Here is a 23,303-nt window from a genome sequence, read left to right on the forward strand (position 1 = left end):
TTACGGCTCTCAAAGTGACGAAAACTTTGAGAGCTTTTTATATTTAGATAACTAATGTAGGATGGAGAATGATAGAATTAAAATATAATCAGGTAAATAAGTCAGAGAGATGAATAAGTTGATATTTTTTACGTCAGATACACATTTTTATCATAAGGATCTTCTGGGAATGAATGATTTCGCACCTAGGCCATTTCTAACGGTGGAAGACATGAACGAAGAGATCATTCGAAATTGGAACAGTCGAGTAAAGCCAACCGACACCACTTATCATCTGGGAGACGTTGCGCTCTATTTTACGCATCCGGCTTCGAAGTCGAACGAGGCAGTTCTTCAAATTTTATTGCAACTAAATGGTCGGATTATCTTTATCAAAGGGAATCATGATAGTCGTGACTTTTTTAAGTATTTAGATAAAAATAATGTTGAGGTAAATGGCAAACCCAAATTTGAGTTTCATGATGTGGGGGTTATCGTCAAATATGATCATCGACAGTATTATTTAACACATTATCCAATGATGCTTGGTATTGTTAATCAAATTATTAACTTACATGGTCATATTCATCACTATGCAGTGCCAATTAAAGAAAACTTGAACGTTGGAGTTGATTCTCCAGAGCTTGACTATTTAACTAAAAAGATTCCTTTTGGAACACCACTTTCGACATCAGATATTGAATTGATGGTTGAACGCAAATTTGAAGATTTTAAAAAGAGGCATTGAGATGGCAGACAAGGTTAAAATTTTACACATAAATGATCTTCACTCCCATTTGAATAAATGGCCTAAGATTCGCAGATTTATCGGACAAAAAAAGGCGCAATTTCAACGTGAAGGGAACTCCGTGTTCACCTTCGATATTGGGGATGCGATGGATAGAGTGCACCCGCTTACGGAAGCAACAGATGGTCAAAAAAATGTAGAATTGATGAATGAAATAGGTTTTGATGGTGTGACCATCGGCAATAATGAGGGCCTTGGCAATACAATGGATCAATTAAACCATTTGTATGATTATGCTAATTTTGATGTTATTTTAGGAAATCTATTAACCTTGAATGATAGAAAGCAGCCATCTTGGGCAAAAGATGGTAAAATTGTAAAAACCAAGGGCGGTACAAGAATATTAATATTAGGGTTAACTGCGCCATACATGGACACCTATCCTAAGCTTGGATGGCGAACAATTTCAGTTGAAAAAATGTTGCCATATTTGTTAAAAAAATTTGAGGGACAAGCTGACTATGTCATATTGCTTTCTCATTTAGGACTTAATGTCGATCAAGCCATTGCTAAGCAATTTCCACAAGTGGGATTGATTATTGGCGCACATACCCACCATTTGCTCGTGCATGGGCAGCAAATTGGTAACTCACTACTAGCGGCCGCCGGAAAATATGGTGAGTACGTAGGTCAAGTTGATCTAGTATTTGATGATAATCATAAGTTAATTTCAAATAAAGCGACGGTGACACCCGTTGAGGGGCTGGTTGCTGCTCCTGCAGACAAAGGCGAAGTGGCACATTATTCCGCTTTAGGGGAGCAAATCTTATCCGAACAGCCAGTTGCAAAATTGCCATCAGCAATGGAAACAAGCTGGACAGGATATTCTCGAGTGATTGGGGAAGGTTTATTAGCAATTCAGGAATTTACGCATACGAACGCGGCCATTTTGAATAGTGGCCTGTTCTTAACAAATCTTCCTGCAGGTGTTGTCAACCGAAATGATATTCATAAATTACTTCCACATTCCATTCACGCAATGAAGGTCACGCTTTCTGGATATGATCTCTGGCGGTTAATCAGAGAAATGGAAAAGAATCGAAACTACCTTCTCCGATTTCCGATTAAGGGGATGGGCTTTAGAGGAAAAGTGTTTGGTGCGATTGATTATTCGGGAATAAGTTATGAAGAAGATTCTAAGGCTGTATTATATCGAAACTCACCAATCTCGCCGATGGAAACGTATGAGGTAGGGATGGTAGATAATTATTCCTTCATTCCGTACTTTCCGACCATTGAAATCGTTGGAAAAAATGAAATTTTCTCAAACTTTGTCCTACGGGATGTCTTTTCTCAGTATTTAGCAGAACACTATCCAATATAAGGAGGTACCTCATGGATCGAAAAACAATGGAAGAATTGGTTGCTGAGCAACGGTCTGAACGCAAGCCAATGGCAAATATCAGTAGAACCGATGAAACACATTTTTCAATTAATAATCACGAATATGAGCTTGTATCCGACCCAGAGCAAACTTTTGATGAGCATGAATTCATTGATCGTTTTTCAACGGCACTCAGTCGGTACGATTATATTGTTGGTGATTGGGGATTTGGACAATTACGACTTAAAGGATTTTTGGCAACTTCAAAGAACAACTCTAAAAGTGAGCAAATTAGTGCTCTTCAGGATTACTTGTTTGAATATTGCAATTATGGTGCCGGTTATTTTGTTCTTTACAATAAGGACGCCAAGAGCACAAAGAGCACTAGTCGGAGAAACCGGAAGCCCGCAAATAACCAACACAAAACGAAACAAACAAATGAGACTCATCGTGGCGGGACAACTAAGAGTCACGCTAATCACCAAAGAAGTCGCACAAGAAGGAAAAAACCATATGTACGGGAACGTGTTTCGTCTGTTGGCAAACCCGTTACAAAACGGGAAAATAAAGTAGATTCTTCAGGACAAAGTAGTCATCGCCACTTTGTTATTCGGGAAAAAGAAACTCAAAAATAATGGAGTGAAGCTTAGTGTCGAAACAATATAAAGGATATTTTATTGATTTAGATGGAACCGTTTATGCAGGAAAGCGTCGAATTCCAGCTGCTAAAAGGTTTGTGGAGCGGTTACAACAAACGCATACGCCTTTTTTATTTGTAACCAATAACACAACGAAACTACCAAGGGATGTTGTCCTAAATCTTGCTGAAAATCATGATATTCACGTGACGGAAGAAAATGTGTACACTGCTGGGTTAGCTACCGCTGACTATTTAGACGATTTGGCCAGCAAGGAAAATCGAAAAGCATACATAGTCGGTGAAATAGGGCTTAAGCAAGCATTATTGAGTAAAGGATTTACGCTTGAGAACCGAAATCCCGATTATGTAATCGTCGGGTTAGATTCCGATGTCACGTATCATAAGTTTGAATTGGCAACGCTCGCGATTAGAAATGGTGCAAAATTTATTGGAACTAATTCCGATTCGAACATTCCCAATGAGCGTGGCATGTTACCAGGTGCGGGATCACTTGTTAAAATGGTTGAGTACACAACACAACAACAAGCACTGTATATTGGTAAGCCTGAGCCAATTATTATGAAAAATGCGTTGAAGAAGGTTGGGTTAGACAAGTCTGAAGTGGTTATGGTTGGCGACAATTATTTAACGGATATTTCTGCAGGAATAAATGTGGGGATGGACACACTCTTGGTTTACACGGGTCTTTCAACTAAAAGCCAAATTGCTGCAGTTGAAAAGAAACCAACATATGAAATTGAATCACTAGATGATTGGAATCTTGCTAATGATTAATAAGAAAAGGCTTTTGCATTGGTTATTTATCGTCATTTTAATTTTATTCATGATTAGTTTTTCAATTTTTTTGACGGTTAATAGCGTTTGGTTGTTTAGATTCATTCTTCATTACCGTCATATTCCTGAAGCACTGGGATTATCTACCCGAAAGATTATCAAGAATTATCACCAACTCTTAGCGTTTTTACAGGTACCGTGGATTAGTCTAAATATGCCAGATTTTCCAACCTCATTTAGTGGCTTACATCATTTTGAGGATGTCAAAAAACTAATACTATTAAATAATTTTGTCTTACTAGTAACAGTTTCTCCAAGTGTTTATTACATCAAGCGGCTTTTTAAATTATCTAGATTATGGCTATTAGACTTACCATTTCGGATAGCGGCAGTCGTTCCAATTGTTGTTGCTGCAATTATGTCGGTAAATTTCAATGCCTTTTTTATTAAATTTCATGAGGTGTTTTTTAGAAATCAGGATTGGTTATTTGATCCACAAAAAGATCCAATCATTTTGGTATTACCGGAGAGTTTCTTTTATCTTTGTTTCGCGCTTGCGTTTATCATTTTTGAGCTTGAATTATTGATTATTTTGATAGCCATTCGAAGGCAAATAAAAAAGGCTTCTGCTGATTAAATTCAGTAGAGGCCTTTTTGCTTACTTAGTTTGTGCTGCAGAATTCAACTTACCTTTAACGAAAGTGTAAACTGCTGGAACGAGTGAAACAAGGATGATTCCGATAACGACCATGGAAAAATGATCTTTTACGAAACTGATATTTCCAAAGAAGTAGCCGGTACCACAAAATAAAATCACCCACGTAAAAACTGCTGACAAATTATACTTAACGAAGTGACGGTATGTGAACCCTGAACCGCCGGCAATGAAGGGAGCAAATGTACGGATAATTGGCATAAATCTTGCTAAAAAGATGCCAATGATTCCGTGTTTATCAAAAAATGACTGTGCATCATGTAGCTGGTCTTCCTTGATGAATTTTTTGAACCAAGGGTACCGTTGAAGAATAATTGAAGCCTTTGATCCAAGAAAATAGTTCAAGGAATCTCCAACTGCGGCAGCAATCAGGAACAAACCGATAAATAAGCCAATATCCAATTTATAAGTAGGATTTGCTGATAAAGCCGCTGCTGCAAATAGAAGAGAATCACCTGGAAGGAAGGGGAGAATAACTGCGCCGGTTTCCACAAAAATAATAACGAATAAAATGATGTAGGTCCAATTGCCAAAAGTGTTAACAATATTGACCAGGTGAGCATCAATGTGAAGAATAAAGTCTATTAGTGTTGCCATGTCGATTCCTTTCGTAAATACTTAATTGATTCATTGTATCAAATTAGACATATTATATTTAATATCAGACACAATTTTATGAATTCTTTACTGATTCCGGATTATGTCATTGCAATTGGATGGGCATGTATGAAATAATAAGGCTTGATTAATAATGACAGAGGAGTTTTTAGATTGTACCCACAATTAGATTTAGATAATGCAAAAGGACCAAAAGTTAAGTTACAAACATCAATGGGTGATATTCTGATTCAACTATTTCCCGAGCAAGCACCCGAAGCCGTTGAAAATTTCATTTCCCTCGTAAAAGTTGACTATTATGATGGTGTTATTTTTCATCGTGTCATAAGTGACTTTATGCTTCAGACTGGTGATCCAACTGGTACCGGTATGGGCGGTGAAAGTACTTGGGGAAAGCCATTTGAAGATGAGTTTTCAAAAGAGCTTTACAATATTCGTGGTGCTGTGTCGATGGCTAACGCTGGACCTAATTCTAATGGCAGTCAGTTTTTTATTGTTCAATCTAAGGCAATGACTGATACGATGCTAGATCAAATGAATGATGCAGGTTTCCCAGAAGAAATTGTTGATCGTTATAAAGCTGGTGGAACGCCATGGCTTGATTTTCGTCATACCGTTTTTGGACAAGTTCTTTCTGGGATGGATGTTGTTGATGAAATTGCCAAGCTCAAAACTGATGAAATGGATAAGCCACTTAAAGAAGTTTTAATTAATAAAGCAACTGTTGTTGATTAGTATTTACGAGGTTTTTGATATGAAATTAAAAATTGGATCAAAGGTTAAAGGCAAAATTACCGGAATCCAACCATATGGTGCGTTTGTTGATATTGGTTCGCATAAGCAAGGACTAATTCATATTTCTGAATGCCATCAAGGTTTTGTTAAGGATATTCATGACTACTTGAAGGTTAATCAAGAAGTTGAAGCGTTGGTTCTTGATATTGATGAGTACACCGGGAAAATATCATTGTCTTTACGAGACACAGATTTAGATTCCGAAAATAGTGAAGCCGCTGCAAAGCACAAAGTATATTGGACTAATAGGACGTATCATACGGGGTTTAAACCAATTTCGGAAAGAAGACCGAAGTGGAAAACCGAAGCGTTGAGAAGTCTTAATAGTCGAAACTGGAGTTAAGCATTTGTCGTAGAATCAGCATGATGAATGTTATTTTGAATATTCAGCCATTTTTATTAAAAAAGTTGTTGACAGAGTTTTAGGAAATTGGTAAGCTTAATAGCGTTGTTTGGAAATCCGACACACATTGTGACACGGATGAATAAACATACAAATATAAAAAATGCTTGACTATATATTGAACTATATGATAAGCTATTAGAGCTGTTCACGTAAGAAATATAAAAGTTGACAGTAGATCTTTGAAAACTGAACAAAGTTTCGACGAATCAAATGTGCAGGGCGATTCAACCCATCGAGGTTGAATCCAAAATGTAACAAACGAAGTCAATTCGTAAGCAACAAAAACAAATAATGAGCTAAAGCTTATCATTTTAAAATGAGAGTTTGATCCTGGCTCAGGATGAACGCTGGCGGCGTGCCTAATACATGCAAGTCGAACGCATCCCGTTGATTTGAAGTGCTTGCACTGATAATTAACATCGGATGAGTGGCGAACTGGTGAGTAACACGTGGGTAACTTGCCCAAAAGTAGGGGATAACATTTGGAAACAGGTGCTAATACCGTATAACAACGAAAATCGCATGATTTTCGTTTGAAAGATGGTTTCGGCTATCACTTTTGGATAGACCCGCGGTGCATTAGCTAGTTGGTAGAGTAATGGTTTACCAAGGCAATGATGCATAGCCGACCTGAGAGGGTAATCGGCCACATTGGGACTGAGACACGGCCCAAACTCCTACGGGAGGCAGCAGTAGGGAATCTTCCACAATGGACGAAAGTCTGATGGAGCAACGCCGCGTGAGTGAAGAAGGGTTTCGGCTCGTAAAACTCTGTTGTTGGAGAAGAACGAACGTGAGAGTAACTGTTCACGTTGTGACGGTATCCAACCAGAAAGCCACGGCTAACTACGTGCCAGCAGCCGCGGTAATACGTAGGTGGCAAGCGTTATCCGGATTTATTGGGCGTAAAGAGAGTGCAGGCGGTTTGTTAAGTCTGATGTGAAAGCCTTCGGCTCAACCGAAGAAGTGCATTGGAAACTGATAAACTTGAGTGCAGAAAAGGACAGTGGAACTCCATGTGTAGCGGTGAAATGCGTAGATATATGGAAGAACACCAGTGGCGAAGGCGGCTGTCTGGTCTGTAACTGACGCTGAGACTCGAAAGCATGGGTAGCGAACAGGATTAGATACCCTGGTAGTCCATGCCGTAAACGATGAATGCTAAGTGTTGGAGGGTTTCCGCCCTTCAGTGCTGCAGCTAACGCATTAAGCATTCCGCCTGGGGAGTACGACCGCAAGGTTGAAACTCAAAGGAATTGACGGGGGCCCGCACAAGCGGTGGAGCATGTGGTTTAATTCGAAGCTACGCGAAGAACCTTACCAGGTCTTGACATCTTCTGCCAACCTAAGAGATTAGGCGTTCCCTTCGGGGACAGAATGACAGGTGGTGCATGGTTGTCGTCAGCTCGTGTCGTGAGATGTTGGGTTAAGTCCCGCAACGAGCGCAACCCTTATTATCAGTTGCCAGCATTAAGTTGGGCACTCTGGTGAGACTGCCGGTGATAAACCGGAGGAAGGTGGGGATGACGTCAAATCATCATGCCCCTTATGACCTGGGCTACACACGTGCTACAATGGACGGTACAACGAGTCGCGAACTCGCGAGGGTAAGCTAATCTCTTAAAGCCGTTCTCAGTTCGGACTGTAGGCTGCAACTCGCCTACACGAAGTTGGAATCGCTAGTAATCGCGGATCAGCATGCCGCGGTGAATACGTTCCCGGGCCTTGTACACACCGCCCGTCACACCATGAGAGTTTGTAACACCCAAAGTCGGTTCGGTAACCTTCGGGAGCCAGCCGCCTAAGGTGGGACAGATGATTAGGGTGAAGTCGTAACAAGGTAGCCGTAGGAGAACCTGCGGCTGGATCACCTCCTTTCTAAGGATAATACGGAAGGTTGCACATAAGTCGAAACTTTGTTTAGTTTTGAGGGGTTTACTCTCAAAAATGTGAGAACAGCTATTTGGGCCTGTAGCTCAGTTGGTGAGAGCGCACGCCTGATAAGCGTGAGGTCGATGGTTCGAGTCCATTCAGGCCCACTCGACATGCGAAAACATGTTAATATGGGGAATTAGCTCAGATGGGAGAGCACCTGCTTTGCAAGCAGGGGGTCAGCGGTTCGATCCCGCTATTCTCCATTGACCCTAATGGGTCAAGGAATTTGATCTTTGAAAACTAGATAATATCAATTTTTTCCTTTAATTTTATTGTAATAAATTAATTAAAGCCGAGAACACCGCGTATTTTTTGAGTTTTGAAACAAGTTTATATCGCGTAACATACTCAATTAACCGTTATCACGAAGTGATAGCTAGGTTAAGTTATGAAGGGCGCATGGTGAATGCCTTGGCACTAGGAGCCGATGAAGGACGGGACTAACACCGATATGCTTCGGGGAGCTGTACGTAAGCTTTGATCCGGAGATTTCCGAATGGGGAAACCCAATCATCTTAGTCGATGATTGTTGCCTGGGGAATACATACTCAAGTAACGGCAGACGTGGGGAACTGAAACATCTAAGTACCCACAGGAATAGAAAGAAAAATCGATTCCCTAAGTAGCGGCGAGCGAACGGGGAACAGCCCAAACCAACGAGCTTGCTTGTTGGGGTTGTAGGACTGAACATTTGAGTTACCAAAGCTTTCGATAGTTGAATAGGTTGGGAAGCCTAACCGCAGATGGTGAAAGTCCAGTAAGCGAAATCGAGAGCCCTCAGTTCAGGATCCTGAGTACGGCGGAACACGTGAAATTCCGTCGGAATCCGGGAGGACCATCTCCCAAGGCTAAATACTCCCTAGTGACCGATAGTAAACCAGTACCGTGAGGGAAAGGTGAAAAGCACCCCGGAAGGGGAGTGAAATAGTTCCTGAAACCATGTGCCTACAATTAGTTAGAGCCCGTTAATGGGTGATAGCGTGCCTTTTGTAGAATGAACCGGCGAGTTACGTTTACATGCAAGGTTAAGTCGAAGAGACGGAGCCGTAGCGAAAGCGAGTCTGAAACGGGCGTTTCAGTATGTAGATGTAGACCCGAAACCAGGTGACCTACCCATGTCCAGGCTGAAGGTGCGGTAAAACGCGCTGGAGGGCCGAACCCGTGTACGTTGAAAAGTGCTGGGATGAGGTGTGGGTAGCGGTGAAATTCCAAACGAACTTGGAGATAGCTGGTTCTCTCCGAAATAGCTTTAGGGCTAGCCTTGGAGTAAAGAATCGTGGAGGTAGAGCCACTGTTTGGACTAGGGGCCCGTCATGGGTTACTGAATTCAGATAAACTCCGAATGCCATAGATTTATATCCAGGAGTCAGACGGTGAGTGATAAGATCCATCGTCGAAAGGGGAACAGCCCAGACCACCAATTAAGGTCCCTAAATGTATGCTAAGTGGAAAAGGCGGTGAAGTTGCATAGACAGCTAGGATGTTGGCTCAGAAGCAGCCACCATTTAAAGAGTGCGTAATAGCTCACTAGCCGAGTGATTTTGCGCCGAAAATGTACCGGGGCTAAGTATACTACCGAAATTGTGGATACAACCGTAAGGTTGTGTGATAGGAGAGCGTTCTAAGGGCAGAGAAGCTAGATCGTAAGGACTAGTGGAGCGCTTAGAAGTGAGAATGCCGGTATGAGTAGCGAAAGACCAGTGAGAATCTGGTCCACCGAATGACTAAGGTTTCCTGGGGAAGGCTCGTCCTCCCAGGGTTAGTCGGGACCTAAGTCGAGGCCGAGAGGCGTAGACGATGGATAACAGGTTGAGATTCCTGTACTAGTTAAACGTGTTTGAACGATGGAGGGACGCAGAAGGCTAAGGTGAGCATTCAGTTGGATAAGAATGTTCAAGCAACGAGTCTGGTTAGCAGTCAAATGCTGGTGACCGAGTAGACAAGTTGTGATGAGGACCGAATTAAGTAGGGAAGCACCTGATGTCACGCTGCCGAGAAAAGCTTCTAGTGAATGTTTAACTACCCGTACCGCAAACCGACACAGGTAGTCGAGGAGAGAATCCTAAGGTGAGCGAGTGAACTCTCGTTAAGGAACTCGGCAAAATGACCCCGTAACTTCGGGAGAAGGGGTGCTGCACGCAAGTGTAGCCGCAGTGAATAGGCCCAGGCGACTGTTTATCAAAAACACAGGTTTCTGCAAAATCGTAAGATGACGTATAGGGGCTGACGCCTGCCCGGTGCTGGAAGGTTAAGTGGATGAGTTAGCTTCGGCGAAGCCCAGAAATGAAGCCCCAGTAAACGGCGGCCGTAACTATAACGGTCCTAAGGTAGCGAAATTCCTTGTCGGGTAAGTTCCGACCCGCACGAAAGGCGTAACGATCTGGGCACTGTCTCAACGAGAGACTCGGTGAAATTAAAGTACCTGTGAAGATGCAGGTTACCCGCGACAGGACGGAAAGACCCCATGGAGCTTTACTATAGCTTGATATTGGGTGTTGGCACAGCTTGTACAGGATAGGTCGGAGCCGTAGAGGCCGGAACGCTAGTTTCGGCAGAGGCGCTGGTGGGATACGACCCTGGCTGTGTGAACACTCTAACCCGCACCACTAATCGTGGTGGGAGACAGTGTCAGGTGGGTAGTTTGACTGGGGCGGTCGCCTCCTAAAGAGTAACGGAGGCGCCCAAAGGTTCCCTCAGAATGGTTGGAAATCATTCATAGAGTGTAAAGGCAGAAGGGAGCTTGACTGCGAGACAGACAAGTCGAGCAGGGACGAAAGTCGGGCTTAGTGATCCGGTGGTACCGTATGGAAGGGCCATCGCTCAACGGATAAAAGCTACCCTGGGGATAACAGGCTTATCTCCCCCAAGAGTCCACATCGACGGGGAGGTTTGGCACCTCGATGTCGGCTCATCGCATCCTGGGGCTGTAGTCGGTCCCAAGGGTTGGGCTGTTCGCCCATTAAAGCGGTACGCGAGCTGGGTTCAGAACGTCGTGAGACAGTTCGGTCCCTATCCGTCGCGGGCGTAGGAAATTTGAGAGGATCTGTTCCTAGTACGAGAGGACCGGAATGGACATACCGCTGGTGTACCAGTTGTTCCGCCAGGAGCATCGCTGGGTAGCTATGTATGGATGAGATAAACGCTGAAAGCATCTAAGTGTGAAACTCACCTCGAGATGAGATTTCCCATTCCATTAAGGAAGTAAGACCCCTGAGAGATGATCAGGTAGATAGGCTGGGAGTGGAAGTGCAGCGATGCATGGAGCGGACCAGTACTAATCGGTCGAGGACTTAACCACAGAGTGGTGTTCTCTGAAGGAATTGATATTATCTAGTTTTGAGAGCTCAAGTTCTCAATAGTGTGGTGGCGATAGCCTAAAGGATACACCTGTTCCCATGCCGAACACAGAAGTTAAGCTTTAGCACGCCGAGAGTAGTTGGGGGATCGCCCCCTGCAAGGGTAGGACGTTGCCACGCAATTTATTCCGATATTTCTAGATGGTGAAAGTTGTTTAAACAAAGGAGGTTCGAATCCTCCTATCGGAAGTTAGATGGAGAGTTGTCCGAGCTGGCCGAAGGAGCACCATTGGAAATGGTGTAAACGGGCAAAAACCTGTTTCGAGGGTTCGAATCCCTCACTCTCCGTTTACAAACAAATATGACCCGTTGGTCAAGCGGTTAAGACACCGCCCTTTCACGGCGGTAACATGGGTTCGAGTCCCATACGGGTCATCTTGGAGGATTAGCTCAGTTGGGAGAGCGTCTGCCTTACAAGCAGAGGGTCACAGGTTCGAGCCCTGTATCCTCCATTCAATGATATAATAATGGTTATGGTCCGTTGGTCTAGCTGGTTAGGACGCCTGCCTGTCACGCAGGAGATCACGAGTTCGAGTCTCGTACGGACCGTTGTTATGTTGTTATTAATTTAATACTTAACATCTTATTAGGTAAATGGCTCGGTAGCTCAGTTGGTAGAGCAACGGATTGAAGCTCCGTGTGTCGGCGGTTCGATTCCGTCCCGCGCCATTATGGATGGGTAGCGAAGTCTGGCTAAACGCGGCGGACTGTAAATCCGCTCCTTCGGGTTCGGTGGTTCGAATCCACTCCCATCCACCATAGGGATATAGTTTAATGGTAGAACTACGGTCTCCAAAACCGTCGGTGTGGGTTCAACTCCTACTATCCCTGTTAATGATGTTATGGCGGTATTGGTGAAGTTTGGTTAACACACCGGATTGTGGTTCCGGCATGCGTGGGTTCGAGTCCCACATACCGCCCTTGATTGGGTTATAGCCAAGTGGTAAGGCAACGGACTTTGACTCCGTCATGCGCTGGTTCGAATCCAGCTAACCCAGTTGGATTCGATCAATTTTATAACATGGCGGTATAGCCAAGTGGTAAGGCAGAGGTCTGCAAAACCTTCATCGTCGGTTCGAATCCGATTACCGCCTTTGCCCAATTAAATGGGAATATGCCGGAGTGGCGGAACTGGCAGACGCGCTGGACTCAAAATCCAGTGTCCGTTGAGGACGTGTGGGTTCGAACCCCACCTCCGGTATAGGTGTTATATTTATGTATGAGAACTGAGAATTTTATTCTTGGTTCTTTTTTTGTGGTCTAAAGTACTGATAAATCGGCGTTTTTAGCCTAATAATAATACATTTATTCATTTTCTTATTTAGTATGTTTATCCATAAAACACAAATATATGGAATTAAAAGGAATTGATGTAAAATTTTGGTGCACTAAATGGTGCACATACAGAGAAAAAAGATTATCTATTGTACTTACGAGTAGTTTTACATACCACATGCTATTGTTTCACTGTCCCCAGAATACTTTATAGAGTCCAAGGCTTTTCTTTTATCATTGGTTTTAAGAAAATAAGTGGATATACTGCTCATCTTCTGACGACAACATGAGTAATTGGATTGAACAAGTATTTCTTTAGTACTTTCCGTAAGAGGTTCAGTACTTGATCGTACTCCATAAGAATCTATTTTAATATTTATTTTAATTCCCACTGCAGGAGTTGAACCTGCTGACCGGTGTGGGAGGGTGGTACTAGTATCCGTATGCGTGATTAAAGTGATTTAAGAAATAGTGATACTTAGCTTTGCTGGTTTTTGTATAAGTGTAGCCGGCAGAATAAATTTTGTTTTTCTTGTAGTGGCTTAGCTTCATAGTAAAGTATGTCGTATTTCCCAACGTAATGTGAGCATGAACGTGATAATTATGGCCACTACGATTAACTTTGGTAACGCGATAAAAGTATGAATCAGCTAATGGTGATCCGGAGACAATCGCATGCTTAGTTATTTTCAAAGAATCATTGCCGGGCTTTGAAATGTAGTATCCACGGATGGCAGTGGGGATGCTTTTATACGATGAGTACGCACTTACACTCTTGCTTGTCATCGTCAGTGCTGCGCCAAATGACAGGGTGGTCACACTAGCGATAACGATATTTTTTAATTTCATTTTATTTTCTCCAAAGTAAAATATTTTTATGGTCTTGCGTATTGATTTCCTCTAGAAGCTCTTGAGGCTCCATCTGCAGAAGCTTGAGACTCGCTTTCATATTGATAGTTTCCTGGAGTTGTAACTTCCGAGTAGTATTTGTTACTGTCTGAAACGAATACCATGCCAGTAGCAGCGACCGTCCATTGACCGTTTTTGGTTGTTGAATTGGTGCTTGGGGTTTTCGCCGTTGGTTTATTGGCTGAAGACGCGGTTTTATGAGAATAGGTTGCTGACTTGTGGCTTGAATAACTGCTAGTTAGTGGCTTAGCATCACTGCTGCCATCGTTATAGTCTACTTTGATTCCTTCGACAGAATTAATAACGACTATTTCAGTATTGATAGAGTTGTCAGATCAGATGATTTAATATCTACGATTGATCCACGGGGAATTTCTTCACTCCCTTTATAGAGTGGGGTAGTTTCGTACTTGATCGTGGTTTTTGAGTTAGGATTGCTTTCCCAATATTGTTCGGCGGTTTCTTCAGCATGCCTCATACCACCACCTTGATTGGCCCCAACGTTTTGGGGTCTAGTACCAGTAGTGAAATTATCAGCCGAAGTATACGACTTTTTTCCGAGTAAGCTATCTCCAATTGAATGACTTCGATTATAAAGGTAGCCGTGATAAGTTCGTCCAGTTAAACTGTAACTAATTGCAACTTTAGGATTATCAGCTGGCCAGCCTATGGGACCTAATGGGTCACCTTGACGAGAGCCCCGCGATGATTGATATTCATTGTAAGTTAAGACTGCTCTGGCGGTTGTAGGGCGCCCTTGAGAATCTGAAGTAAAGTGGTAATAGCCAGCTTTATTACTCTTGAATTGGGCCATTCGTGCTTTGCCACTAGTCCAATAGTAGTTGCTATTGGGTCCAGCAGATTCTTTATCTGTATAGGAAACTAGTTTTGTCAAAATAGCTTTGTCGTTGTCAGAACTTGGTTTCTTTTTAGCAACGACTTCCGTTTTTTTAGATGAAGATTCTTTCTTGGATGTTGAACTTGTTTTTGCACTAGATTTACTTTCAGAAGTGGGGGCTTTATCTGATTCACCGGAACTACTATTAGAATCGGGGCTAAAAAGGCCAACAACAAAGAGTAGCGTTAATGAAATTAAAAGGTAGCGTCCTGTTGCAAAATTAGGCTTATGCCTTATTTTACCGACAATCCATGCGACTAAAAGTATCCAAAATATGATTTGAACTATTGCAAATATAAAACTAAACATAAAAAAAGTTCCTCCAAAGTAACTTATTTTACATAATCGACAATAATAGATGATGCTATTTTTCTACGATTAGTCAAGAGAAACCTCTATTTTATGGGGTTCTCTTTTTTTTGAGCAGTACTTTAAGATTTTTTCCCGTGTTTTATAGATTGTATTACCGAATAAATGTATGATAAATAGCACCTCTGGTGTTATTGATTTTTTGAGGTGTTATAATTGTGTGTGAATGAATTATGATTTATTTCTCTGGTGAGAATTGTGTTGAATCATATAATTCATTATTTTTAATTAGGTGGTAGATGGTCCTAATCAGACGTCCCATCGCAGCTATGGCAATCTTCTTAGTGTGTGATTCACTAGAAGATTGCTTTTTGCGTTGATAAAAAATACTGATATTCGATGGATGATATTTGGCGACACTCATCATGTTTAAGACAGCTTTAAATAATATTTTTCTTGCATATGGATTACCGCGCTTTCGAATATGCTGCATCATCTCGAAATCCCCAGATTGATACTGGATCAAATCAATTCCAACGTATGCATTAATGGCATTGGAGCTATGAAATCGGCTAATATCACCTAACTCAGCTAAGAGACAAACTGCTGTTTTAATACCGAATCCCGGAATTGATTCTAAGATTGGGATTTCGGCAAGTAAGCTTGAAATCTTAGTCATTTCCTCAATAATATCTGCCTTAAGTCCGCTTAAGTGTTCAACCTCGTTAGCTAGATAAATAACGGAGTGAACTGCGTGAGCGTTGTAATCAACTGCGGGGGCAGATTGACTTGCCAAATCATGAAGATGCCTAGCTAGAGCGAATGCACGCTTCTCACTCATGTTTTTTGGTGTAGCCTTTAAAATGAATTGGGCTAACGCTGGTAATTCGATTGCTAATACAAGGCTGGCATGTGGAAATTGTTGCACGACGTGCCAATACAATGCACCATCGGTCGTGCTTATAAATTGTTCCACCTCTGGGAAAGTAAGCTGCAACTTTTGATGTAATCGATTTTTAGCTCGTACAATATCTTCGTTGAATTCTTGATAGGTTCGCTCCAAGTCGTGAAGCTCGCCATACACAGCTTTTTCCTTAAAGGTCGACTGATAATGATGTTGTGCCATTGCTAATGAAACGGCATCTAACCGATCATTTTTATTATGCCTAAACCCATCCATGTCTTTTTTTGCTGCTAATGGGTTAATTTCCGTATAATTCCAATTTTCCCTTTGAAGAAAGGACCGTATACTTCGGGAATAGATGCCAGAAGATTCAAAAATTACCTTCGGCGATCTAAAACTGTTAAGCGCATCATCAAGTATTTTGTAACCTGGTCGGTTATTGGTTATTTTAAATTCTTTAAACGTCCTGCCATCAATCAAAATGGCTACGTTTGAACTATGTTTACTGACATCAATACCAAATATGATTTCCATATCAAGCATCATCAAACACCACCTACATAAAAGTTGTATTCATCGATTCACTCATCTCAATTTTCAATACACGACTTTAATAGCCAACAGACTTCGAGCGAGCTCATTGGTGAACCGGATGAAGTTGCCGTTTTTTGTTACGACGTCACCGTAAGGTGCGCCAAAAAGCAATTCGACATGTCAACTTCATTTCCACTTTAACAGAATATAAAAGTGGTGAATCATAATTCCGTCGAATTATGATTCACCACTAATGTTAGTCAGTTTTTGTTGTGTTAAAAATGTCTGATAATGCGTCCGAGTCACTGTAGTGTGATAATATAAACAAGGCGCTTGAAAAATGAAAGTGACAATAAACTAAGAGTGGTTTTACGGTAGGAACTAGGTACAACTATTAATTGAATAGTAGCTCTCAGAAATTATTTGTAAACTTATTCATTAATCATCACCTTAATGTTTGAAATTCAATTCTTAGCTATTCTTCACTTGATTTGATATATTATTTCAGAGCATAGTCTTGCTTAACATTGAGAAGGATAGATTAAAGTTACCAAATAAGCAAAAACTACTTTGAGGAAAAAAGTGCAAAAAAAAATAGGCATTAGCCTATATGAACTTTAAGGGCGGTATGTGGGGTTCGAACCCACGCATGCCGGAACCACGATCCGGTGTGTTAACCAAGCTTCACCAATACCGCCATGTCCTTACAATATTTAATTATACTACAAATTATGAATATAATAACGTTTTATTCAAAATCAATTAAATAAAAATTAATGGGGGATCTAAATGTCAGTAGGAATTAGTAAAATAGGCTTTTTTGCACCGGATGAATACATCAGTCTTGCGGAACTTGCGGAGCAACGTGGTGTCGAACCTGGGAAATATTTAATCGGAATTGGTCAGGAAAGGCAAGCAGTTATTCCTTTAAGCCAAGACGTTGTCTCAATGGCAGCAAATGCAGCCAAGACAATATTGGATGATGAAGATCGATCCAGTATTGATATGATTTTATTTGGGACGGAAACTGGAGTGGATAACTCAAAATCTGCCGCTATTTATCTACAACAATTGTTGCATTTAAATAGCAATATTAGAACAGTAGAGTTAAAGCAAGCATGCTATGGCGCAACTGCGGGGTTATTATTGGCAAAAGATTACGTGACGCTGCATCCTGATAAAAAGGTGCTGGTCATTGGGGCAGATATTGCTCGGTATGGTTTAAATACAGCTGGTGAGGTAACTCAAGGTGGCGGAGCTATTGCAATGATTGTCAGCGCTAACCCTCAAATATTAGCAATTGAAGATCAAACGGTTCATTTATCTGAGGACATTATGGATTTCTGGCGGCCATTAGATCGTAGAGAGGCTATAGTTGATGGTAAATATTCAACTGAAGTTTATTTAAGATTTTTCCAAACCGTCTTTGAAGAGTATAAGACCCAAACGTCATTGACATTAAATGATTTTGGAGCGCTAGTCTTCCACTTACCATTCACTAAAATGGGACTGAAGGCGTTAAAGTTAGTTCTTAATCAAGTAGATGAGGAGAATCAGGAAAAGCTATTGTCCGAATTTGAAAACAGCCGACGATATAATCGTCAAGTTGGGAATCTATATACAGGTTCATTGTACTTAAGTTTACTCTCGCTTTTGGACAACACTAAATTAAGCGAAGGCGCCCGAATTGGGTTATTTTCTTATGGATCTGGCGCGGAAGGTGAATTTTATAGTGGCCTACTTCAAAAAAATTACAAAAACCATTTAAATATTGCACGGATGACCGAATGGTTAGAGCAACGAAAAAAAATTTCAATTGCCCAATATGAAGAAGTATTTAATCAAGCTCTTCCAAAGGGTGAGGAAGATTTTAATATTAAAAGTAACGTTAAAAAAGGTCAATTTTACTTTGCTGGACTAAAAGATCAAAAAAGAATTTATCGTGCCAAATAAAAAGAAGGTCAATCTCGATTATTTTGAGATTGACCTTCTTTTAATGGCTCTCTGTCAAATCCTGTTGATAGATAGTTTTACAGAACTAGAAGCTAAGCGGCTTCTAGTTCTGTTTTTGTATTTGGTTTTGTTCTCATTTGTTGAAGTTTGATCCGCGAGATTAAATGATGGAAATTTCTAAATCCAAACGCAGTCCGCTGAATCTGCTTAATCATCCGATTAATACCTTCAATTGGGCCGTTAGAATACTTAGATTCACTGGCATTCAAGACAATTTCCAGATTACTTTTAAACGTTTTTAGTGTTTCCTTCATTTGAAAACTTAGGTTTTCATTTTTGTAGAGATAGTGGACAATGCCATCTTTGTCATGATTTTTAAGACAGGACATGATACCTTGCAGCGCATCGTATGTGCTCGAAATAGTGTCATCAGTGTCAAGCCCCATTTGTACTCGCCCTTGTTGAGTTAACTGCTGTCGTAAATGACGATCATAGAAAGTTTGGCTGACTTCTAGTTCATCAATGTGCTTCAAATATAGTTTCCATGAGAACTTAAGCAGTCGATATTCGATAGATTTCTTGTCATATTTTTTCATTGTCTGAACTCTAGTCTGGTTGAATGCCCGCGTCATCATGGCGATAATGTGGAATCGATCAACGACAATTTCTGCGTTTGGAAACATTTCCTTAACGATATCTTTATAGTAACTATTGAGATCCAGAGTTACGGTTTGAACCCGTTTTCGGGTATTGATATGGAATTTATTAAAGTACTCAATAATGCTTTTTTTATAGCGATCCGGCAAGATTTGTTGAATTTCATGGTTGCTGGCACCGTTAATACAGATAAAGTGTAATTGACCACCAACACCGCGAACTTCATCCATCGCTAAATGCTCTGGTAAGTAATCATAATTCCGGCGGAATAAATCATCGTAATTATCTAAATAGCGACAAATTGTACTTGGTGATACACAATTATCTAAGGCGATGCTGGCCTGAGTCCGGTCGTCCTGCAAATGCATGAATATTTTCTGTCGTGTGGCTTGCGAAATGTTGCAATATTTATCAACTAGACTAGTGGATGCCATTATTGAAGCACCACAGTCTTTACAAACTAATCGTTCCTTATGCAGCTCAAGGTACACTGGCTCACTGGCATTGGCTGACGGGTACGAAGTACGCGCAATGTAGTGACCATTATGGTTCAGATGATTGAAACCACATTGGGGACATCTCACACAGTTAACTTTAACGTTGGCGATGTAAATCTTAGATTGTTTGTTTTTAATAGATTGGCTTTTATAAGCAAAAAAGTTAACGTTCTCGTCAGTTATGCTTAGGACGAACTTTATGGTATTATCAATAGGGTTCATGGGTTCTTATCTCCTTTAATGATGCTGTAGTGGGTGGATTTTATTGGATGGGGACCTGTGGGCTTTTAATTTACAAAAAAATCCTGTTAATAGATTACCACTCTGGCAATCCATCAACAGGAAAAAGGAGAGTGTCAAATTTTATGTGTAAATGAAAAAGCCTCTCACTTTTGAACTAAAACATTGATTCTAAAGTGTCTTGAACTAGGTTGAACCCTTTATGTGTTCGTCGCCCAAATTTGTCATTGTAATCAAGAATTACAGTCATTAAGGTTCTTTCCAAAGATTCTTCGTTGGGAAATTGTTCACGTTTCTTTGTTTGTCGCTTAAATTTTTTGTTAAATGATTCGATAAGATTGGTACTATAAATACTAGACCGGATAGCCGGTGGAAAATTAAAAAATACCAGTAATTTCTGGTTCTTTAATAAAGCTTGCGTAACTTTGGGATATCTTTTGCGCCAATGGTCAACAAAGTTGGCTAAGCTGTGCTCAGCCATTCGTTTATTGGTTGCTTGATGAATTAACTTAAAATCATTTAACACAGCTTTACGGTCATGAACCCGTACATGATGCGAAATATTACGACTTACATGAACTAGGCATTGCTGAATAACGGCGTTTGGATAATATTTACCAACGGCAGTTTCGAGGCCAACCAATCCATCGGCCACAAAAAGTAAGGTTTGTTGTACGCCACGATCCTTCAAATCAGCTAATACTTCAGACCACACAGAACTAGATTCTGTCGGAGCTATCTTGTAAGACAGCACTTCCTTATGACCATTAGGTTGAATGCCAATCGCAATATGAACTGCTTCTTTGGCAACTGTGTCACGTCGCAAGGGAAGATATGTGGCATCTAAATAAACGACAGCGTACCGTTCTGATAACGTTCGATTCTTGAAAGCTTCAACTTGTTCGTTAACTACCTTAGTTAGATTGGAAACTGTCTGTGGCGTGTAATAGGAACCATACATTTTTTCCATCAGATCGGCGATCTCATGAGTGGTAATTCCCTTTTGATAAAGCTGAATGATGGTTTGTTCTAACTGGTCTGTTCGTCGTTGATAGGCTGGTAATGTGTGGTTAACAAATTCTCCGTTTCGATCACGGGGAATCGTAAGATTCAATTCGCCATATTTTGTATTAAAGGTTCTCGTGTAGTGGCCATTACGAGAATTTCCTGAATTGAAGCCATTCCTATCATAGGGCTCATAACCTAAAAATGCAGAAAGTTCATTTTGTAATAGCTCATTAACGGCCGTTTCTAGTTGATCTTTGAAAATAATATCTAGATCCTGACGCTGCGCTAGTGCTGTGACGATTTCTTTGGTAAACTGATTCATGGGGAAGCCTCCTGTGATGTTTGTTTAGACGCTAACTATCATAAGGGAGAGGCTTCCCTTTTTCAATGAATCATTTACACATAATTATTTAAACACTCGGAAAAAGTATAGAACCCTTTTAATTAGCAAACTTATTGTAGAGTAATTTGCCATCTTTTACTTTTATCAGGGATTCATTGTCTGCTTTATTTCGCAAATTAAGGGTGTATCCAGCTCCTAATGCTTTCTTAAGAGATTTACTTGTACTTACTGTGTTGGAGACCTCCTGAGGCCATTTAACAGCTTTATATTTAGAAGGATGTTTAGTGAGGTACGTGATTGCCTTATTAAAATCTGAATTTGCTGGAACAACCTTATAGGTTCTGGTTTGACCATCAAACGAAACTGTTCCAAACGTTTTATAATTTTTCTGAAGTTGACTTAGAACGTTTTTCTCTTTAAGGCTTTGTGTTTGAACATTCGTCCCAGATTCGCTTGTAGAAAAGGTTGGAGATTGATTTCCATTGATAGAACTAGAAGCCCTTTTTGAAGTCTGAGAAGTGGCAGGTTGGTTATCGGAAGCGTGCCAATAAGGAAGCTTCCAAATGGAAAAGGCAGTTAATAGCAAACTTAAGACTAATAACAGTGCTTGCCAGAAATAGCCTGCATGTTCAGTAACGGCAGTCAATAAAGAAAAGAAGCTTAAAAAAATCAGAATAACACCAATAATGGCTAAAAATAACATCAAAATAAACTCCCCCTATAACAAATAATTTATTTAATTTTAGTATACCATTCTTGACCAACTTCTTAGGATAAGTCTTATAATCTTCATATTTTCGCCGTAATATCTTCAGAAAGCTTTGTTACATTAGCAATAAGCTAATAAAGCGAGGTCGAAAGTAATGCAAAAATTTCAGCAGGGCGAACTAGTAAGGTATGAATCAGCGGAAGAATTGCAGGGGCCTGTAATTGGAAAAGTCATTCAAGTTTTGCAGAGTAATGTTGTTATTGAAGTATTAAACTTTTATTTCAAAGATAGACAGCGAGTATCGGAACTAAATTTTGTTATAACGGCTTGCCCGACAGAGTTGAAGTCACTTCGAGTGATAAATTATGGAAATTAAAGAATAGAGGTAATGAAAATGACGGTAAAAGTTGATGATAAGGTAATTTGTAGCCCAAATGGAAAATTTAAAAATAGTTTTGTTGGGATAGTAGAAAAATTGTATACGAGATCAGCAATGGTTAAGATCATTGAATTTCATCCTGATGATCGATGGCAAGCAATTAAATTATCAGAAAAAACGATTGTTGCTTTTGATAATATTGAAAGCGAATCCATTTCAGAAAATGCAGAAATTAGGGCAGCAATGTAAAAATGCATCCGTCACATAATGGCGGGTGCATTTTTTAGTTAGAAAAATTAATAGATTTCATCGCGGTAAAGACCAACAACTTTACCCAAAATAGAAACTTGGTCCAAAATAATGGGTGCCATCGTATCATTCTCGGGTTGAAGTCGATAATATCCTTTTTCCTTGAAAAATCGTTTGCAGGTTGCTTCGTTTTCTTCCGTTAGAGCAATGACAATATCGCCATTGTCGGCAACTTGTTGCTTTCGAACAATTACTTGGTCACCGTTCAAAATGCCGGCGTTTATCATGCTTTCTCCTCGAATTGTTAGCATAAATAAATCGGCGGCTTCTGCTGCAAAGTGATCGGGAACTGGGAAATAATCAGTAGCTTCCTGTACTGCTAGTATTGGAGCACCCGCAGTTACTGTCCCGAGGACGGGGATTTTATTAGGCGTTACGGTAATTCCTAAAGCTTCAATACCTAAGGGGGTAATTTCAAGCGCTCGGGGCTTACTTGGATCTTTTGAAAGAAGACCTTTTTTAGCTAAGCGGCTGATATGACCGTGAACTGTGGAGGTTGATTTTAAGCCAACTGCTTCACAAATTTCACGAACTGTAGGAGGATATCCTTTTTCACCCACACGTTGATGAATGAAACTAAGTACCTCCATTTGCTTACTATCGGATCCTTTTGTCATGGCACTTTCACCTCATGCGTTCTATTTTTAAATAAATCATACCATAGATATTTAAAGCTTTCAAACAAACGTTCGGTTTAATTGATTGCACTTTATGGTAAAGGTTGTTACTATATTCTTTGTGAAAAAGGAGTGGAATAGATGGCTGATAGTGAAATGCAAAAATTAATTAAAAGAATAAACGAACTAGCACATAAGGCAAAAGAAGAGGAATTATCAGAAGTAGAGAAAATTGAGCGCAAAGATTTGCGGGCAAAGTATCTACAAAAATTTCGTGAAAGTTTCAAAAGCCAAGTTGAAATGATGCAGGTTTTTGATAAGAGTGGTAAGGAAGTCACCCCAGAAAAAGTTCGAAAAGTTCAGCGTGGAAAGGGACTTCGAGAAGATTAAT

At 40.6% G+C, this 23,303-nt stretch carries 18 protein-coding genes, 14 tRNA genes, 3 rRNA genes and 1 pseudogene; 27 read left to right on the plus strand and 9 right to left on the minus strand.

Annotated features, from left to right (window positions below):
• The first annotated feature begins 118 nt into the window (after window positions 1–118).
• From FGL90_RS08610 to FGL90_RS08630, 5 genes are read left to right on the plus strand one after another with little or no spacing between them, the layout of a single operon-like run.
• Window positions 119–727 carry a metallophosphoesterase gene (locus FGL90_RS08610; protein WP_029327634.1) on the plus strand — a complete coding sequence of 203 codons (609 nt, stop codon included), beginning with the start codon at window positions 119–121 and terminating at the stop codon, window positions 725–727.
• A gap of 1 nt (window position 728) precedes the next feature.
• The gene (locus FGL90_RS08615) at window positions 729–2,111 is read left to right on the plus strand and encodes a bifunctional metallophosphatase/5'-nucleotidase (RefSeq protein ID WP_147657709.1); all 1,383 of its coding nucleotides are present in this window, start codon (window positions 729–731) and stop codon (window positions 2,109–2,111) included.
• Between the two features lie 11 nt (window positions 2,112–2,122).
• Window positions 2,123–2,746, plus strand: coding sequence for a YutD family protein (locus FGL90_RS08620; RefSeq protein ID WP_010620737.1), 624 nt, complete (start codon window positions 2,123–2,125; stop codon window positions 2,744–2,746).
• Window positions 2,747–2,760: 14 nt separating this feature from the next.
• Window positions 2,761–3,546 carry a TIGR01457 family HAD-type hydrolase gene (locus FGL90_RS08625; RefSeq protein WP_010620738.1) on the plus strand — a complete coding sequence of 262 codons (786 nt, stop codon included), beginning with the start codon at window positions 2,761–2,763 and terminating at the stop codon, window positions 3,544–3,546.
• The gene (locus FGL90_RS08630) at window positions 3,539–4,183 is read left to right on the plus strand and encodes a TIGR01906 family membrane protein (RefSeq protein ID WP_147657711.1); all 645 of its coding nucleotides are present in this window, start codon (window positions 3,539–3,541) and stop codon (window positions 4,181–4,183) included. The genes FGL90_RS08625 and FGL90_RS08630 overlap by 8 nt, the downstream gene beginning before the upstream one ends.
• Window positions 4,184–4,204: 21 nt before the next feature.
• Here the strand turns inward: FGL90_RS08630 and FGL90_RS08635 are convergent, their stop codons facing one another.
• Window positions 4,205–4,858 (minus strand): VTT domain-containing protein, encoded by a 654-nt coding sequence (locus FGL90_RS08635; protein ID WP_010620740.1) that lies wholly within the window; start codon window positions 4,856–4,858, stop codon window positions 4,205–4,207.
• Between the two features lie 234 nt (window positions 4,859–5,092).
• Here FGL90_RS08635 and FGL90_RS08640 point away from each other — a divergent pair, with 234 nt between their 5' ends.
• The 18 genes from FGL90_RS08640 (at window position 5,093) to FGL90_RS08725 (ending at window position 12,572) form a co-directional block, all read left to right on the plus strand.
• Window positions 5,093–5,614, plus strand: a complete 522-nt coding sequence (locus FGL90_RS08640; protein WP_263862604.1) for a peptidylprolyl isomerase — start codon at window positions 5,093–5,095, stop codon at window positions 5,612–5,614.
• Window positions 5,615–5,633: 19 nt separating this feature from the next.
• A complete protein-coding gene (locus tag FGL90_RS08645) occupies window positions 5,634–6,017 on the plus strand; it encodes a CvfD/Ygs/GSP13 family RNA-binding post-transcriptional regulator (RefSeq protein ID WP_010620742.1) in 384 nt (127 codons plus the stop codon).
• 375 nt (window positions 6,018–6,392) lie between these two features.
• A 16S ribosomal RNA gene (locus FGL90_RS08650) occupies window positions 6,393–7,958 on the plus strand.
• A gap of 87 nt (window positions 7,959–8,045) precedes the next feature.
• Window positions 8,046–8,119: transfer RNA gene (locus FGL90_RS08655), tRNA-Ile, on the plus strand.
• Between the two features lie 26 nt (window positions 8,120–8,145).
• Window positions 8,146–8,218, plus strand: a tRNA-Ala gene (locus FGL90_RS08660).
• A 176-nt stretch (window positions 8,219–8,394) separates the two neighbouring features.
• Window positions 8,395–11,313 (plus strand): 23S ribosomal RNA (locus tag FGL90_RS08665).
• 61 nt (window positions 11,314–11,374) lie between these two features.
• A 5S ribosomal RNA gene (rrf, locus tag FGL90_RS08670) occupies window positions 11,375–11,491 on the plus strand.
• The 16S, 23S and 5S rRNA genes sit together here with 13 tRNA genes alongside, the layout of an rRNA operon.
• Window positions 11,492–11,567: 76 nt before the next feature.
• Window positions 11,568–11,659 (plus strand) — tRNA-Ser (locus FGL90_RS08675).
• A 15-nt stretch (window positions 11,660–11,674) separates the two neighbouring features.
• Window positions 11,675–11,746, plus strand: a tRNA-Glu gene (locus FGL90_RS08680).
• A gap of 4 nt (window positions 11,747–11,750) precedes the next feature.
• A tRNA-Val gene (locus FGL90_RS08685) sits at window positions 11,751–11,823 on the plus strand.
• Between the two features lie 23 nt (window positions 11,824–11,846).
• Window positions 11,847–11,920 (plus strand) — tRNA-Asp (locus FGL90_RS08690).
• A gap of 47 nt (window positions 11,921–11,967) precedes the next feature.
• Window positions 11,968–12,040, plus strand: a tRNA-Phe gene (locus tag FGL90_RS08695).
• A gap of 4 nt (window positions 12,041–12,044) precedes the next feature.
• Window positions 12,045–12,130, plus strand: a tRNA-Tyr gene (locus FGL90_RS08700).
• A 1-nt stretch (window position 12,131) separates the two neighbouring features.
• A tRNA-Trp gene (locus tag FGL90_RS08705) sits at window positions 12,132–12,202 on the plus strand.
• Window positions 12,203–12,216: 14 nt separating this feature from the next.
• Window positions 12,217–12,291 (plus strand) — tRNA-His (locus FGL90_RS08710).
• A gap of 6 nt (window positions 12,292–12,297) precedes the next feature.
• A tRNA-Gln gene (locus FGL90_RS08715) sits at window positions 12,298–12,369 on the plus strand.
• Between the two features lie 25 nt (window positions 12,370–12,394).
• Window positions 12,395–12,465, plus strand: a tRNA-Cys gene (locus FGL90_RS08720).
• A 22-nt stretch (window positions 12,466–12,487) separates the two neighbouring features.
• Window positions 12,488–12,572, plus strand: a tRNA-Leu gene (locus FGL90_RS08725).
• A 506-nt stretch (window positions 12,573–13,078) separates the two neighbouring features.
• Here FGL90_RS08725 and FGL90_RS08730 read toward each other — a convergent pair.
• The 4 genes and pseudogenes from FGL90_RS08730 to FGL90_RS08745 form a co-directional block, all read right to left on the minus strand.
• Window positions 13,079–13,495 (minus strand): hypothetical protein, encoded by a 417-nt coding sequence (locus tag FGL90_RS08730; RefSeq protein WP_147657715.1) that lies wholly within the window; start codon window positions 13,493–13,495, stop codon window positions 13,079–13,081.
• A gap of 26 nt (window positions 13,496–13,521) precedes the next feature.
• Window positions 13,522–14,762, minus strand: a pseudogene (locus FGL90_RS08735) (DNA/RNA non-specific endonuclease).
• A gap of 238 nt (window positions 14,763–15,000) precedes the next feature.
• Window positions 15,001–16,212, minus strand: coding sequence for an IS110 family RNA-guided transposase (locus tag FGL90_RS08740; RefSeq protein WP_147657716.1), 1,212 nt, complete (start codon window positions 16,210–16,212; stop codon window positions 15,001–15,003).
• A gap of 610 nt (window positions 16,213–16,822) precedes the next feature.
• A tRNA-His gene (locus tag FGL90_RS08745) sits at window positions 16,823–16,897 on the minus strand.
• 92 nt (window positions 16,898–16,989) lie between these two features.
• On the opposite strand from FGL90_RS08745, the gene FGL90_RS08750 reads away from it, so the two are divergent.
• Complete coding sequence (locus tag FGL90_RS08750; RefSeq protein ID WP_147657717.1) at window positions 16,990–18,153, plus strand: hydroxymethylglutaryl-CoA synthase; 1,164 nt, start codon at window positions 16,990–16,992, stop codon at window positions 18,151–18,153.
• 92 nt (window positions 18,154–18,245) lie between these two features.
• Here FGL90_RS08750 and FGL90_RS08755 read toward each other — a convergent pair whose 3' ends face one another.
• The 3 genes from FGL90_RS08755 to FGL90_RS08765 all read right to left on the minus strand — a co-directional run bounded on the left by FGL90_RS08755 (window position 18,246) and on the right by FGL90_RS08765 (window position 21,604).
• Complete coding sequence (locus FGL90_RS08755; protein WP_125547835.1) at window positions 18,246–19,529, minus strand: ISL3 family transposase; 1,284 nt, start codon at window positions 19,527–19,529, stop codon at window positions 18,246–18,248.
• Window positions 19,530–19,704: 175 nt separating this feature from the next.
• Complete coding sequence (locus FGL90_RS08760) at window positions 19,705–20,877, minus strand: IS256 family transposase (protein WP_010620873.1); 1,173 nt, start codon at window positions 20,875–20,877, stop codon at window positions 19,705–19,707.
• A gap of 118 nt (window positions 20,878–20,995) precedes the next feature.
• Entirely contained in the window at window positions 20,996–21,604 is a 609-nt protein-coding gene (locus FGL90_RS08765; protein WP_147657718.1) for a hypothetical protein, read from the minus strand.
• Between the two features lie 157 nt (window positions 21,605–21,761).
• On the opposite strand from FGL90_RS08765, the gene FGL90_RS08770 reads away from it, so the two are divergent.
• Entirely contained in the window at window positions 21,762–21,983 is a 222-nt protein-coding gene (locus FGL90_RS08770) for a hypothetical protein (protein WP_010619695.1), read from the plus strand.
• Window positions 21,984–22,001: 18 nt separating this feature from the next.
• A complete protein-coding gene (locus tag FGL90_RS08775) occupies window positions 22,002–22,235 on the plus strand; it encodes a hypothetical protein (RefSeq protein WP_010619696.1) in 234 nt (77 codons plus the stop codon).
• Between the two features lie 47 nt (window positions 22,236–22,282).
• On the opposite strand, the gene lexA is transcribed toward FGL90_RS08775, so the two are convergent.
• Entirely contained in the window at window positions 22,283–22,912 is a 630-nt protein-coding gene (gene lexA / locus FGL90_RS08780; RefSeq protein ID WP_010619697.1) for a transcriptional repressor LexA, read from the minus strand.
• 141 nt (window positions 22,913–23,053) lie between these two features.
• On the opposite strand from lexA, the gene FGL90_RS08785 reads away from it, so the two are divergent.
• Window positions 23,054–23,302, plus strand: coding sequence for a DUF896 domain-containing protein (locus tag FGL90_RS08785; RefSeq protein WP_147657719.1), 249 nt, complete (start codon window positions 23,054–23,056; stop codon window positions 23,300–23,302).
• Window position 23,303: the final 1 nt, after the last annotated feature.

The sequence above is a fragment of the Secundilactobacillus malefermentans genome (genome assembly GCF_008033155.1).
GTDB lineage: Bacteria > Bacillota > Bacilli > Lactobacillales > Lactobacillaceae > Secundilactobacillus > Secundilactobacillus malefermentans.

Bases quoted from the DNA above. Each gene is read 5' to 3' on its own strand.
- FGL90_RS08615 (WP_147657709.1), top strand. From the start codon at position 729: ATGGCAGACAAGGTTAAAATTTTACACATAAATGATCTTCACTCCCAT.
- FGL90_RS08785 (WP_147657719.1), top strand. From the start codon at position 23,054: ATGGCTGATAGTGAAATGCAAAAATTAATTAAAAGAATAAACGAACTA.
- FGL90_RS08645 (WP_010620742.1), top strand. From the start codon at position 5,634: ATGAAATTAAAAATTGGATCAAAGGTTAAAGGCAAAATTACCGGAATC.
- FGL90_RS08740 (WP_147657716.1), bottom strand. From the start codon at position 16,212: ATGATGCTTGATATGGAAATCATATTTGGTATTGATGTCAGTAAACAT.
- FGL90_RS08750 (WP_147657717.1), top strand. From the start codon at position 16,990: ATGTCAGTAGGAATTAGTAAAATAGGCTTTTTTGCACCGGATGAATAC.
- FGL90_RS08760 (WP_010620873.1), bottom strand. From the start codon at position 20,877: ATGAATCAGTTTACCAAAGAAATCGTCACAGCACTAGCGCAGCGTCAG.
- FGL90_RS08770 (WP_010619695.1), top strand. From the start codon at position 21,762: ATGCAAAAATTTCAGCAGGGCGAACTAGTAAGGTATGAATCAGCGGAA.
- FGL90_RS08640 (WP_263862604.1), top strand. From the start codon at position 5,093: ATGGGTGATATTCTGATTCAACTATTTCCCGAGCAAGCACCCGAAGCC.
- lexA (WP_010619697.1), bottom strand. From the start codon at position 22,912: ATGACAAAAGGATCCGATAGTAAGCAAATGGAGGTACTTAGTTTCATT.
- FGL90_RS08730 (WP_147657715.1), bottom strand. From the start codon at position 13,495: ATGAAATTAAAAAATATCGTTATCGCTAGTGTGACCACCCTGTCATTT.
- FGL90_RS08630 (WP_147657711.1), top strand. From the start codon at position 3,539: ATGATTAATAAGAAAAGGCTTTTGCATTGGTTATTTATCGTCATTTTA.
- FGL90_RS08635 (WP_010620740.1), bottom strand. From the start codon at position 4,858: ATGGCAACACTAATAGACTTTATTCTTCACATTGATGCTCACCTGGTC.
- FGL90_RS08755 (WP_125547835.1), bottom strand. From the start codon at position 19,529: ATGAACCCTATTGATAATACCATAAAGTTCGTCCTAAGCATAACTGAC.
- FGL90_RS08620 (WP_010620737.1), top strand. From the start codon at position 2,123: ATGGATCGAAAAACAATGGAAGAATTGGTTGCTGAGCAACGGTCTGAA.
- FGL90_RS08775 (WP_010619696.1), top strand. From the start codon at position 22,002: ATGACGGTAAAAGTTGATGATAAGGTAATTTGTAGCCCAAATGGAAAA.